Origin of the sequence: Clostridium sp. C8, from assembly GCF_001010885.1 — a bacterium.
Lineage (GTDB): Bacteria > Bacillota > Clostridia > Clostridiales > Clostridiaceae > Clostridium > Clostridium sartagoforme.
In genome coordinates this window covers 1-12,101 of sequence record NZ_LBMX01000086.1, presented here as the reverse complement: position 1 = coordinate 12,101, position 12,101 = coordinate 1, and the positions used below count along the sequence as shown (strand labels likewise).

The following is a 12,101-nucleotide window of genomic DNA, read 5'->3' as shown; positions in this document are numbered from 1 at the left end:
GTTTGGGGGAATTTTTGCGTTAGGGGATCTAACTTTTACGCAGAACTGGGGACATTTGCGTAAAGGTTTGTGTTTTGCATATTTGCTTATGAAGATAGGAAAAAACACCCCCTTCATATAAATGTCAAGCTAGAAATGTAACTTTTTGATCATTTAAGAATGTAGTTTTTTAATCTTCTTCTTGCTTAAAATGATCTTTCAATCTATAAGAGTTACCATTAATTGTAACGACATGAGCGTGATGTAAAACTCTATCTAAAATAGCACTAGCTATAACAGCTTCATAAAAAATATCATCCCAAGAATTAAAATTTATGTTGGTAGTTAAGATGGTACTTTTCTTTTCATATCTCATGTCGATTAATTGGAAGAATAATTTTGAATCTTCTTTATCTATAGGTAAATAACCTAATTCATCAATAATAAGAAGCTTATATTTACTAAAGTGCTTAAGTCTAGCATCTAATCTATTTTCTAGATTTGCTCGCTTTAGCTGTTGTAATAAATCATTGCACTTAATGAAATAAGTACTGTAACGTCGCTTCGCAGCCGCGATTCCTATGGAAGTCGCAAGATGTGTTTTACCAACTCCACTAGAACCTAAAAATACAATGTTTTCTTGTGATTCTAAAAAACGCAGTGTTAAAAAGTCTAATATTTGATCTTTATTAATTCCAGGTTGAAAATTAAAGTCAAAATCTTTAATTTCTTTTTGATGTGGAAAAGCTCCAACCTTAACCATAGATTTAATCATATTTGCTTCTTTACAGTCAATTTCATGAGCTGTAAGTTTAATAAGAGCATCAACAAAAGATAGATTATTTTTTGTTGTAAAATCAATAACTTCGTCCAAATGAGTAATCATTTGCTTCATTTTCAAATATTCTAAATTATTTATAAGTTGTGTATATGGACTATTCATTTTGGTATACTTCTCCTATCATTTTCAGATTATTTCTTGCTATTTCTATCATTTCATATGAATTTTTATTAAATGTTAAAGCACTAATTTCAGCATAATGGTCTGCAAGATAATTTAATTTTTGATTTTGTATTTTATGAATAGCAACTAAATTTGTGTTGTAATACACATGTAGTTGATCATCATAAACTTGAAGTTTTAGTTTTTTGTCTATATATTCTGGTGGTACAGAATATTGGTTTGATTTATATGAAATCATGCTTTGACGATTTACTTTAACACTTGTGGTGATTATTTTGTAGTGATTTCTTATCTGCTCTTTAGGCAATTCAGATAAGAAATCTTTTTCTTTTTCTAAATGTAATATAGGTATTTTGCCAGTTGATGTATGGCATGTACTATTAATTCGATTGTTTAAATCTGAAACGAGTTTATGTAAACCTTCATAATCTAAGGTTCCATTATATGCTCTTATTTCATCTAATAGTTTCATAGGAGCTTCAACTTTAGCTTTTGTATTCGGTCTTCCTGCTATGCAGGGACGGACATTAAATCCATAGTCATCTGCAAATTGTTGAAATTTATTATTTACTTTTCCTTTAGAATAATTAGTTCTAGCTTCATCCATAACAGTTTTCATGTTATCTGTAAGTATTTCTTCTGGTACTCCTCCAAATGATTCGAATGACTCATCTAAAAAAGAAAGTAGTACGTCTTGTGTTTTATCAAGAGATAATTTATATACTCTAAATCTTGAGTATGAAAGGATTAAAACAAAAATATTTATACTAATAACTTCACCTGTAGTTAAAACAAATTCTATATTTTCTTTCCAATCCAATTGTGCTTGTTTTCCTTTCTCAGTTTCATACCTCATAGGCGAAGTAGTGGATATATGCCCCTTTTTCCTATTATTAAAGTACTCATTAAATTCTGAGTGATTAGAGATGTATCTTCTAAATGAAGATTGTGCACAATCTAGTCCATGATTATCTTTAAGATATTGCCATAAAATGCGCTTATAATAAAATACTTGAATTGAATCTTTGCTAAGAAGCTCTTTTATAATAGGCTCAAAAGCTTCTATTTTAGATTTGCAGTTTCTAGTGGTAGGTTTCACATATCCATTTAAATATTTGCCTACTGTTCGAGGATCAACTCCAAGTTCTCTAGCTATTTGGCTTTTATTTACTTTCAAATTGTTTACCTCCATAATCGGCTTTAATTTATGAAGATCTTCTAAAGTATTAATTTTAAGTTCTGAATAAATATTAGTTTTTATAATCATAATTATCCCCAATAAATCTTGAGTAATTATAATTTATTCAAACTAATTTGTACATTATTATATGATCATTTACTTGCATTCTTATATTATCATTTATAAGAGGTAAGCGTTCCTTTGTTTGGCGATGTGTCACCCGAGTGGAACATGGTTCAAGCTACTGTGACTCCCCAACGGTTCAGGAAACGGAACTACAAGAGGCTGTAGTAAAAGCCATCAATATGGCACTTGGAGGCAAGGATGATATGCTTGTAGCTTTAGAGCAGAATATTGCATCTGTACTTGCTTTAGAAGATGAAAATTCTATGGAAAGCATCAATACCAAGCTGGAAGAATTGCAAAAGGAGCTTTTAAAACGAGCAAATGCTAAAAAGGATTATAATGACCTTGCTGATGAGATAGACCGTCTGAGAGAACTAAAGCAGAATGCTATGGCAGAGAATGCGGAAAGAGAAGGCTTGAAACAACGAATTGCCGAGATGCAGGAGTTTCTTGCAGAACAGACGGAGCAGATAGAAGAATACGATGAATATCTTGTGAGGCGAATGGTTGAAAAGGTAACGGTTTATGAGAAAAAGTTCTCGGTGGAATTCAAGTCAGGCACAAGCGTGGATGTGGAGATTTAAAAAATCAATGAGAGTATATCACCCTTTAGGTTCTTAGAAGCCTATGGGGTGTTTTTTTGTTACAGATTCTGTATGAATAGTTTGACTTCTAAAGATTGGAAGTTATATAATAATGTCAACAATGTTGTTATTATGATTGTTAAGGAGAATTAACATGATTGATGTAAATGAATTACTGGAGATAGCAATTAAAGAAGCAGAAAACCTTATGGATGCTGAAATATTTTTAGTAAAAGACTTATTTAAAGGCTACGAGTGGAACAGAATACCACGAAATGATAGATTATTACTTGGGACATTATTTTTAAATTATGTAAATAAAACAAATGGTAAGATTAAAGCTGTAGAAAAAACTTCTTCCAAGCAACAGAAGTATAAGGTGATGTTATGATTATAGAATGTACAAAAAAGCTTGCAGATGCAATGAAAATAAAGATAAGTTCATATAATGCTGCAAATGCAGATTCCTTTTATGAGTGGCACGCCAACTTGTTTATGTTTGATAGGAGAAAGGGCATTCTTCTTATGAACAATAAGACTAGGTACTGTATTGTTCTTTATGGGGTAAAGATGGAGCATTTTAAAAAATTTGATAAAATTGTGCTTGATGCAATTAGAGAAACCTTTTTAGCAGATGGGTTTCCAGAGGATACAGCAGATAAGTATATAACTAAATGTAGAGATGTAGATTATACAAAGACACATGACCGTAGTGTCTTAGGTCAAATGAAAGATTTTGATATAAGTATATCGTGGAAGATAGAAGAGTATTTACCAAGTGAAAATATTAATCTTATTGAACTTAATAAGTGGGTTAACAATACGTTGATGTGTGGCTCATTGAATTATGCTCATCCAATAGATTTAATGAGAGAAGAATTGGAGGGCATAGATTAATTGGGGTTGATAAAGTGAGGGGTAAAGATGATTGATAAGGATATTCAAATTGATGATTTGACGGGATTAAAGGCAGGATTTAAGGAGTTTTTAAATACTAATTACAAGCATTTATCTTATAAAGATATAATTTGTAGTGAGGCTTTTTATATTTTTAGGGAAAGTTTAGGTATAGAGCCAATTGAAGTGCTATCTAGTGAAGACGGCATTGAAAGATATAGAACAAAACTGATGGAACACTTTTCAGATAAGGGAAGAAAAAATCCTAAATCAGATTCTTATACATATTGCCGTAATATCAAATTATTAAAAGAATATGTTACTGGAAATACTGCAAGTTTAAGTGCTGGAAAAGGAGAAAAGGAAGTAGTTACAAGAATACTGAGAAAAACTAAAAGTAGAGCAGACATACCAAAACCAAGTGAAGATGAAGTAATAAGGTATCTTAAACAATGGGATAACTTAGAAAACTATAAATTCCAAGAAGAAGCATTAGATAAATTATTCATTGTAACATATCCTTCTAATGTTTTAATGGAAGATGTTCTTGTAAAAGTTTCTACGCTAAATGATTTTTACAGCACTAATATCTTTGCAGCCTATAAAGTTGCTAAACATATTATATCCTTAAATATCGATGAAAGATTAAATAATGGAGATATAACCCTTGTAGGGGATATCGCAAAAATTGAAATGGATAATGGGAATATAATAAATTTCTATTCCTTTGCTACGAAATACTGCAGCCATCACAAGCCACTTGATTTTCCTATTTACGATAGCTTTGTTGATACTCTGCTCAAGTATTTTAGGGATGAAGATAACTTTTATGAATTCAAAAATGAGGATTTAAAAGACTATGTAATATTTAAAAGGATATTAATTGAGTTTCAAAGATATTATGGTTTAGAGCAATTTAACCTAAAGGAAATAGATAAGTATTTATGGCTTCTTGGAAAAGAAAAGTTCCCGAAGAATTATGGAAAGGTGAGATTATGAAGATTGAGATGGGGGAATCCCTTATATTATCTTGGCTTAAACACATTAAAAATTGTCAGCTTATACAATTGAACTGGACAGTTTCACCTGAATGGTCCTTTCAAAACAAGGATATTATTGCAGAACTGATGAATAAAGCTAATGACTTATTTTCATCAAAGTATAGTTATGATATATTTAAAAACAATTCTCTTGAACAGTTGATTTCTCAAAGCGAGGCTGATGCTGTAGGAATATCCTTTGATGAAAATGGTGCTCATATTTATGCTGTAGATATTGCTTTTCACGAAGGTGGACTTAACTACGGTTCAAGAGAAGAAACGGTTTCACGTGTTGTGAAAAAATGCATCAGAACTGCAATGTGTATCTTAGGGTGTTTTAATATTCCATATGGTGATATTGTTTTTGCCTCACCTAAAATAAATCCTTCTGTTTACAACGATCTTATGGCTACAGTAGATGATATTAATGGTGTACTCAAAAACATGGGGCTTGAATATGATGTGCATATTTTGGCAAATGAAAGCTTTAATAATGAAATATTGATGCCAGTGACACAGGTTTCAAATAATGCTTCAGATACTTCAGAACTATTTATGCGTGGATTGCAATTATTTAATCTGTTTGATAAAAGGCAAGTTAAAACTATTACAATACCCAAAGAGCCTAAAATAAGAGAAGAAAAAATAGCACAAAGTGCTGATGATATTATTTCAGGATATGAAAATCTAAAGGTAGCTGAAATTGCAAGAACTGCGTTACCACCAATTTTAGAAAGCGAGCGAATCCCTGTAGAAATTATTGCTTTAATGCAAACCAAAGATTATTCAAAAGAAATTTTTGATTTGCAATATCCATTATTAGCAAAAAAATCACAGTATGCTATTCGTCCAGTTAGGTATATGGCAAAGCCAATCCTAAATATCTTTGGTGAGGAATATTATCTGTGTTCTGAATGGTTTGAAAAACCTGGAGCAAATAACGATAGACCATATCTACTTAGATGGATTAAGGATAATAAATAGGAATTTGTCGTTGACTTGTAATATCTTGTTAGATATAATTTATATGAAAAGTAAATAAGAGTTTATGCTTTCATCACCGGATGATTGCATTATAAGGCATCCAAAAGCCAACCGTAGGTACGGTGTGTTTTCACACTATAAGGTTAGCTTTCGGATGCCTTTTGTTTTGAAGGAGGTCAAAATGATAATAAAAGAGTATAACTACTTACCAGAAGAAGCTGGAAAAATAAGAAGCGAGGTCTTTGTAAAAGAGCAAAGATTTGTTGAAGAGTTTGATGAAATTGATGGCATTGCTAAGCATATGATTGCGTATGAAAGAGAACAGCCAATTGCAACATGCAGAATTTACTTTAATAGCAAAAAACAATCATTTGTTATAGGAAGAATAGCTGTTGTTAAAGAATGGCGAGGAAAAAAAATTGGGGAAAGAATACTTAATGCTGCAGAAGATAATATCAGGCGAGATGGTGGAAAAAGTGTAATGCTGTTAGGGCAGGTACGAGTTGTAGGGTTTTATGAAAATCAAGGCTACACAAAGCAAGGTGTTGCCTATTTCGAGGAGGATTGTCTGCATATTTGGATGAAAAAGAATTTGGAGGACATAGGTAAATGAATGTAAGTTATCTCGTGCCACTTTTGTGGTAATTATATGTAATGTTTGCTATCATTTAATCAGTAAGAATATTTCAAATACAACCAATACATTTATTGGTCTGTTTATAACGTATGGAGTTGCTTGTTTAATAAGTGCTCTTGCATTTCTAGGTACTTCAAAAGACTATTTTACTACGGAAGTTACAAAAATCAGTATATCAAATATTCTATTAGGATTAGTTGTGGTTGGGGTTGAAGGTGGTTATATTCTTATGTATCGTGGTGGTTGGGAAATCAGCAAAGGCTCATTGATAGCAAATATGTGTATAGCAATCATTCTTCTTATTTTTGGTGCACTATTGTTTAAAGAGGGAATCACAATAAAGAAGGCAATGGGTGTTGCTCTATGTATTACGGGTATTTTTTTAATTAATAAATAGACAGACAAATTCCAAATTAAGAATGAATAAGATAAATAGGAATTTATCGGGCAGTAGAGCAATTTTGTCCAAAGATTATCTATATAATCCTATAGCTCCAAACCTGAACTTTTTCAAATGCAACAATAATGCAACTGATAATTGCGTCATAGTTGGTGGTTGTAACCGTACTTTTTTTGTATAGTAGGAGTAAAGAAAGGGAGGATATTATTGGATCAATTGAAAAATCACCTATGGCATTTCTGACTGTACTATGGACTATATTTGCTAGGAATTTGAAGTGAAAGTAGAAAAGATAGATGAGAGGGTATTACTATGACTTTACAATATTTAAAATATATGATTGCGGTTGCAGAAACAGGGTCTATTACGGAGGCAGCTAAGCGTCTATTTATTTCCCAGCCCAGTTTATCCAATGCAATTAAGGAAATAGAGAAGGAAGTAAAATTCGAAATTTTTTCGAGAAGCAGAACAGGAATTGCTTTAACAAAAGAGGGTATGGAGTTTCTGGGATATGCCCGTCAGGTGATTCAACAGATGGATTTGCTGGAGGATAAATTTATTACAAATCTTCCAAAAATATAAATGCTAAGATAAGAATGTACAAAGTGACCAATATTTCTATGTATAATACTAGGTAAAATTTAACACAGTATTAATGGTGATGAATATGATTTATACAAAAAACATTAATACTGAAATAATTTTGAAATCAGTTGAAGATTTATATAAACTTAAAATTTTAATTGAGGTTAATAATTTGGATAAACCTAACTTCAGTGCAATAGCAAGAGAATTAGGAGTAGATAGAAGGACAGTAAAAAAGTATTACGATGGAAATATTAAGAAAGATAGAAAACCTAAGAAATCAAAAATAGATTAGCAAGTGGGATGCAACGCACCCCACAAGCACCCCCGGGCATAATCGAAGATGCAAGCACCCCCGGGGACAATAACAAGTGGGCCTTAATTAAAGAACTGTGTGAGCAAATGAATATAAGTGTTTCCGAACTTGCTAGACGTATTGGACAGACACCACAAAATTTCAACAAGAAATTGAAGCGAGAAACAGTAACCTTGGATGAGTTGAAAGCCATCGCAGATGTGCTGGGTGTCAGGTTTGAGCAGGCATTTGTTTTACCTGATGGTGATGAGATAAAAATATCTAACGAATAAAGGAGGCGGTCTAATATAATGATTAGTCCGGAAAGTTACTATGAAGAGTATCTCAAAGGAAAGACAAAGGAAGAAATAATGACCGCCATCCGAGGACTTAAGCAAGAAATAGGACGTCTAAAAAGCACACTGGAAAATCCTGACTATGATGATAACGCAATTATTCATCCGGATAAGTTTACCTGCATTTACTGGACTCGTGGGTACTTGGAAAAAGCTAAAGAGACCTTAAGAGAGAATATGAAAGGGGCATTCAAATGAAAAAAAAGGATTTGATGCATGAAATTAAAAATCAATATATAGAAAAACAAGGGTATCACGATGTTACTCACACTCATCATCAAGGACATGAGTCAGCTTCACACGCTTCATGTATCACTGTAGTTCCGATCTTTAATCATTTAGAAGGAGAACAGATGGAGGAAATTATGAAAGTAACGAAATCGACCTCTTTTAAAAAGGGTGAAGTAATTTACCGAGAGGGAGATATATCCGACTTGTTATATATTGTAAGTAAAGGGAAAATTCGAATTTACCGTTTGTCTGAATCAGGAAAAGAACAATTAGTGAGAATATTAAATCCAGGCGATTTCACTGGAGAGCTTGCCTTGTTTCGCGAATCAATTCAGGAAGCATATGCAGAAGCAATGAGTGATACCGATGTATGTATGATTAGTAGAAATGATTTGCAAGAATTTTTATTAAAGTACCCTACTATATCTTTGAAGATTTTATCGGAATTCTCTAACCGATTAGAAACATCAGAAAAACAAACAACTAGATTTGCCACAGAGAAGGTAGATACTAGATTAGCACTGTTTCTTGCAGAATGCATGGAAAGCGGAGATGGTCCAATGGAAATTGAATTGCCAATGAGTAAAAAGGATTTAGCCTCTTATCTAGGAACTACTCCAGAAACTATTAGTAGAAAGTTAGCTGACCTTGAAAATGAAGGATATATAAAACAAAAATCAGGTAGAAAGATTGAGATTTTGGATTTAGATGGATTGTTGTTGGTATAGATGTGATAATATAAAGTAAAATAGTAGTAAAAATTATTAAAACATTTAAAAAAGACTAAACTTGATTTAGATCAATTTAATTTCTTTCAATCTATAGTATTATATAATCAAGATAAAGAAAAAATAAAACAAGAAAGAAGGAAAAAAATATGTCAAGACAATTAAATTTTAATCAAGTAAAGGAAACTCATTTAAAAACATTAGCACAATATGTTCCAGTTGTAGCAAAAGTTCATGGAGGAAATCATCCAGAATTCTACCAGGTTCGTAAAGTATATGATGAACTTGCAAAGAAAGCAAAAGATGCGGGAGTAGAAAAGCCAGACTTAAAAGAGGAGTTTGTAAAATTACGTGAAATCACAGATAATTATACAGTTCCAGGTGATGTATGCGAAAGTTATGAAGCAGTATATAACATGTTAGCAGAATTAGATAAAGCATATGAAGCATAAAAGAAAATAAACAAAGCAATGAAAAGATATAAATAATCTAATAGGGAGGAGTATGAATATGCAAAAATTTATATTAGGAAGAAAAAACCATATTACAATAGTAAGTGCAATTTTAATAATAATTGCATTTGTCAGTAAATTAGGCTTCGAAAACGAACAAATAGCCATATGGGCATTAGTAATTGCTTCAATTTTGGGAGTTTCACCTATTGCGATTCAAGCGTATCAAGCATTAAAAGTCAAAGTAGTTAGTATTGATGTTTTAGTTACCATTGCAGTTATCGGAGCCTTTATAGTTAGAAACTACGAAGAATCAGCAATTGTTACATTTTTATTTCTATTTGGAGCTTATCTAGAACAAAGGACACTTAATAAAACACGTTCTGCAATTAAAGAATTAACTCAAATGGCACCAGAAAGTGCCTTAAAACAAGTGGAAAATGGTGAGTTTGAAGAAGTAGAAATAGATGAAGTTGATGTAGGAGATATTTTGCTTGTTAAAACGGGTGCAAAAATCCCAGTTGACGGTACAGTGTTAACAGGAGAAGGGCATATTAATGAAGCAAGTATTACAGGAGAAGCGGTTCCTGTAAGTAAAAAGAAAGATTCGGGGGTATATGCCGGAACAATTTTAGAAAATGGAACTATTCAAATCACTGCTGATCGTGTAGGTGAGGATACTACTTTTGGTAAAATCATTGAGTTGGTTGAAGAAGCACAGGATTCAAAATCAGAAGCAGAACGTTTCATTGATAGATTTTCTAAATACTACACACCAGCTGTTTTAGTTCTCTCTTTTATTGTATGGATATTTTCAAGGGATATTGAACTTGCAATTACAATATTAGTTTTAGGATGTCCAGGAGCATTGGTAATCGGTGTACCGGTTTCAAACGTCGCGGGGATTGGCAATGGAGCACGTCATGGAGTCCTTCTAAAAGGTAGCGAGGTTATTAGTGACTTTAGCAGACTAGATACCATGGTATTTGACAAAACAGGTACATTAACAATAGGAAATCCCAAAGTAGCTGATAAAGAAATTTATGCAGATAATGTATATGAAGTATTAGGGTATCTAGCAAGTGTTGAAAAGGAATCAGATCATCCATTAGCAAAAGCAGTTGTAGAATATATTGGAGATATAAAATTATATACAGTTGAAAAAACAGATGTTGTAAAAGGTGGAGGAATTGTAGCTCATGTAGAAGGTCATAAAGTTGCAGTCGGTAATGTGGCACTAATGGAGCAAGAAAATATTCTTTTAGGTGAAAAAGCTCGTGCAGATATTGCCAGATTTGAGAAAAATGGAAATTCACTTGTTTTAACATCAGTTGATGGTGAATTAAAAGCATTGATGGGTATTCGTGATCAAATTCGCCCGGGTGTAAAAGATGATCTTAAAAAGTTGAAAAAACTTGGTGTTAAAAATCTAGTAGTTCTTTCTGGTGATAACCAAGGAACAGTTGATTTAGTAGCACGTGAACTAGGACTTACAGAAGCTCATGGACATATGTTGCCAGAAGATAAAGCAACATATATTAAAGAGTTACAAGAAAAAGGTCAAATTGTGGCATTTGTTGGAGATGGAGTAAATGATAGTCCTTCACTAGCTCTAGCACAAATTGGAATTGCTATGGGAAATGGAACAGATGTAGCAATCGAAACTTCAGATGTTGTTTTAATGAATTCAGATTTCAGCCGCTTGCCACATGCATTAGGTTTAACAAAAGCAACCGCTAATAACATGCTTCAAAATATTATTATTGCAGTAGGGGTTGTATTAGTCCTTCTTGCCAGCGTATTCTTTAGTGAATGGATGAACATGTCAATCGGTATGTTAGTACATGAAGCAAGTATATTAGTAGTGATTTTAAATGGTATGAGACTTCTTCGCTATAAATTAAGAAAATAAAAATAAATAAAATTCTTGATGTAAATCAATTTATTATAGATAATAATAGTATATAATACAATTAACATAAACTAAAGGAGAGATGAAAAATGCAAAAAGCAACAATTCAATTAGAAACATTAACATGTCCATCATGTATGCAAAAAATAGAAAATGGAGTTAAATCATTAGATGGAGTAGACAAAAAAAGCATAAAGGTGCTATTTAATTCAAGTAAAGTAAGAGTGGAATATGATGATGAAAAAGTATCTATAAAAGATATTGAAAATGCCATCGATAAATTAGGATATGAAGTTATAAAATCTCAAGTAAAAGCTTTATAAAATAAGAGGGAATAAGTTTGGTTTTAATGATATCAGATGCTGGTTAATGTCATCTACGGTAAAGGACACAGTTACCAAGTTATAATGTCGTTGATATCTTCCCACACACGAAAGCCCACAGTGGATATGTTCTCACAAAGAGAATTTCTGATAAAAATATTTTGGTTACTAGTATTTGACAGCTATAACTTCCGCTCAAGCCATGCTGAGGTAGTTGTTCGACTTACAAGGACCGAAGAGACGAAGTAAGCCGTTTACAACTACCCATGCAAGGATTGCCAAAGAAAGCGAACGAAGTGAAGATTGATTGGCAGCAATCTACTGCTGAGACGGTTGTTAAGCTAGTTAAGGAATAGGCTGATATCAAAGGCTTTGAAGCTTTTCTAGAAAATATAATAACTATTTTTATATGGAGCTGTCGCATTAGT

16 protein-coding genes and 1 pseudogene are annotated in these 12,101 nt (G+C 32.3%); 15 read left to right on the top strand and 2 right to left on the bottom strand.

The features are described 5' to 3' along the window. Positions 1-169: 169 nt before the first annotated feature. The gene (gene istB / locus AAT22_RS13720) at positions 170-922 is read right to left on the bottom strand and encodes an IS21-like element helper ATPase IstB (protein ID WP_016207967.1); all 753 of its coding nucleotides are present in this window, start codon (positions 920-922) and stop codon (positions 170-172) included. Beyond that, positions 915-2,210: an IS21 family transposase gene (gene istA, locus AAT22_RS13715; RefSeq protein ID WP_047001648.1), complete on the bottom strand. Its 1,296-nt coding sequence runs from the start codon at positions 2,208-2,210 to the stop codon at positions 915-917. Before istA ends, istB begins: the two co-directional genes overlap by 8 nt. A gap of 77 nt (positions 2,211-2,287) precedes the next feature. Between istA and AAT22_RS13710 the strand changes: the two genes are divergently transcribed. From AAT22_RS13710 to AAT22_RS13640, 15 genes and pseudogenes are all read left to right on the top strand, one after another. Next, positions 2,288-2,833 carry a recombinase zinc beta ribbon domain-containing protein gene (locus AAT22_RS13710; RefSeq protein WP_347457050.1) on the top strand — a complete coding sequence of 182 codons (546 nt, stop codon included), beginning with the start codon at positions 2,288-2,290 and terminating at the stop codon, positions 2,831-2,833. Positions 2,834-2,987: 154 nt separating this feature from the next. Then, positions 2,988-3,224 (top strand): single-stranded DNA-binding protein, encoded by a 237-nt coding sequence (locus AAT22_RS13705; protein ID WP_047001646.1) that lies wholly within the window; start codon positions 2,988-2,990, stop codon positions 3,222-3,224. After that, entirely contained in the window at positions 3,221-3,730 is a 510-nt protein-coding gene (locus AAT22_RS13700; protein WP_052953970.1) for a hypothetical protein, read from the top strand. The genes AAT22_RS13705 and AAT22_RS13700 overlap by 4 nt, the downstream gene beginning before the upstream one ends. 27 nt (positions 3,731-3,757) lie before the next feature. Then, positions 3,758-4,729 carry a hypothetical protein gene (locus tag AAT22_RS19375; RefSeq protein WP_084820773.1) on the top strand — a complete coding sequence of 324 codons (972 nt, stop codon included), beginning with the start codon at positions 3,758-3,760 and terminating at the stop codon, positions 4,727-4,729. Beyond that, positions 4,675-5,754: a hypothetical protein gene (locus tag AAT22_RS13690; RefSeq protein WP_016207962.1), complete on the top strand. Its 1,080-nt coding sequence runs from the start codon at positions 4,675-4,677 to the stop codon at positions 5,752-5,754. The genes AAT22_RS19375 and AAT22_RS13690 overlap by 55 nt, the downstream gene beginning before the upstream one ends. Positions 5,755-5,920: 166 nt before the next feature. Beyond that, a complete protein-coding gene (locus AAT22_RS13685; RefSeq protein WP_242849831.1) occupies positions 5,921-6,367 on the top strand; it encodes a GNAT family N-acetyltransferase in 447 nt (148 codons plus the stop codon). A 25-nt stretch (positions 6,368-6,392) separates the two neighbouring features. Continuing rightward, on the top strand, positions 6,393-6,788 hold the full coding sequence (locus AAT22_RS13680; protein WP_047001644.1) for an EamA family transporter: 396 nt from the start codon (positions 6,393-6,395) through the stop codon (positions 6,786-6,788). A gap of 315 nt (positions 6,789-7,103) precedes the next feature. Further along, a pseudogene (locus AAT22_RS13675) lies at positions 7,104-7,352 on the top strand (LysR family transcriptional regulator); the annotation flags it as partial. Positions 7,353-7,458: 106 nt separating this feature from the next. After that, positions 7,459-7,671 carry a hypothetical protein gene (locus tag AAT22_RS13670; RefSeq protein WP_047001642.1) on the top strand — a complete coding sequence of 71 codons (213 nt, stop codon included), beginning with the start codon at positions 7,459-7,461 and terminating at the stop codon, positions 7,669-7,671. 41 nt (positions 7,672-7,712) lie between these two features. Next, entirely contained in the window at positions 7,713-7,964 is a 252-nt protein-coding gene (locus AAT22_RS13665; RefSeq protein WP_278279866.1) for a helix-turn-helix transcriptional regulator, read from the top strand. 18 nt (positions 7,965-7,982) lie between these two features. Further along, entirely contained in the window at positions 7,983-8,225 is a 243-nt protein-coding gene (locus tag AAT22_RS13660) for a hypothetical protein (RefSeq protein WP_242849830.1), read from the top strand. Next, a complete protein-coding gene (locus AAT22_RS13655) occupies positions 8,222-8,986 on the top strand; it encodes a Crp/Fnr family transcriptional regulator (protein WP_047001640.1) in 765 nt (254 codons plus the stop codon). Before AAT22_RS13660 ends, AAT22_RS13655 begins: the two co-directional genes overlap by 4 nt. A 149-nt stretch (positions 8,987-9,135) precedes the next feature. Further along, entirely contained in the window at positions 9,136-9,438 is a 303-nt protein-coding gene (locus AAT22_RS13650) for a hypothetical protein (protein ID WP_047001639.1), read from the top strand. Positions 9,439-9,490: 52 nt separating this feature from the next. Next, the gene (locus AAT22_RS13645; RefSeq protein ID WP_207642015.1) at positions 9,491-11,350 is read left to right on the top strand and encodes a heavy metal translocating P-type ATPase; all 1,860 of its coding nucleotides are present in this window, start codon (positions 9,491-9,493) and stop codon (positions 11,348-11,350) included. An 89-nt stretch (positions 11,351-11,439) separates the two neighbouring features. Continuing rightward, positions 11,440-11,673 (top strand): heavy-metal-associated domain-containing protein, encoded by a 234-nt coding sequence (locus AAT22_RS13640; protein ID WP_047001637.1) that lies wholly within the window; start codon positions 11,440-11,442, stop codon positions 11,671-11,673. Positions 11,674-12,101 lie beyond the last annotated feature (428 nt).

Excerpts from the sequence above, each read along its gene's own strand:
- AAT22_RS13640 (WP_047001637.1), top strand. The coding sequence starts at position 11,440 with ATGCAAAAAGCAACAATTCAATTAGAAACATTAACATGTCCATCATGT.
- AAT22_RS13690 (WP_016207962.1), top strand. The coding sequence starts at position 4,675 with ATGGCTTCTTGGAAAAGAAAAGTTCCCGAAGAATTATGGAAAGGTGAG.
- istB (WP_016207967.1), bottom strand. The coding sequence starts at position 922 with ATGAATAGTCCATATACACAACTTATAAATAATTTAGAATATTTGAAA.
- AAT22_RS13670 (WP_047001642.1), top strand. The coding sequence starts at position 7,459 with ATGATTTATACAAAAAACATTAATACTGAAATAATTTTGAAATCAGTT.
- AAT22_RS13650 (WP_047001639.1), top strand. The coding sequence starts at position 9,136 with ATGTCAAGACAATTAAATTTTAATCAAGTAAAGGAAACTCATTTAAAA.
- AAT22_RS13645 (WP_207642015.1), top strand. The coding sequence starts at position 9,491 with ATGAATATGCAAAAATTTATATTAGGAAGAAAAAACCATATTACAATA.
- AAT22_RS13705 (WP_047001646.1), top strand. The coding sequence starts at position 2,988 with ATGATTGATGTAAATGAATTACTGGAGATAGCAATTAAAGAAGCAGAA.
- AAT22_RS19375 (WP_084820773.1), top strand. The coding sequence starts at position 3,758 with ATGATTGATAAGGATATTCAAATTGATGATTTGACGGGATTAAAGGCA.
- AAT22_RS13660 (WP_242849830.1), top strand. The coding sequence starts at position 7,983 with ATGATTAGTCCGGAAAGTTACTATGAAGAGTATCTCAAAGGAAAGACA.
- AAT22_RS13655 (WP_047001640.1), top strand. The coding sequence starts at position 8,222 with ATGAAAAAAAAGGATTTGATGCATGAAATTAAAAATCAATATATAGAA.
- AAT22_RS13700 (WP_052953970.1), top strand. The coding sequence starts at position 3,221 with ATGATTATAGAATGTACAAAAAAGCTTGCAGATGCAATGAAAATAAAG.
- istA (WP_047001648.1), bottom strand. The coding sequence starts at position 2,210 with ATGATTATAAAAACTAATATTTATTCAGAACTTAAAATTAATACTTTA.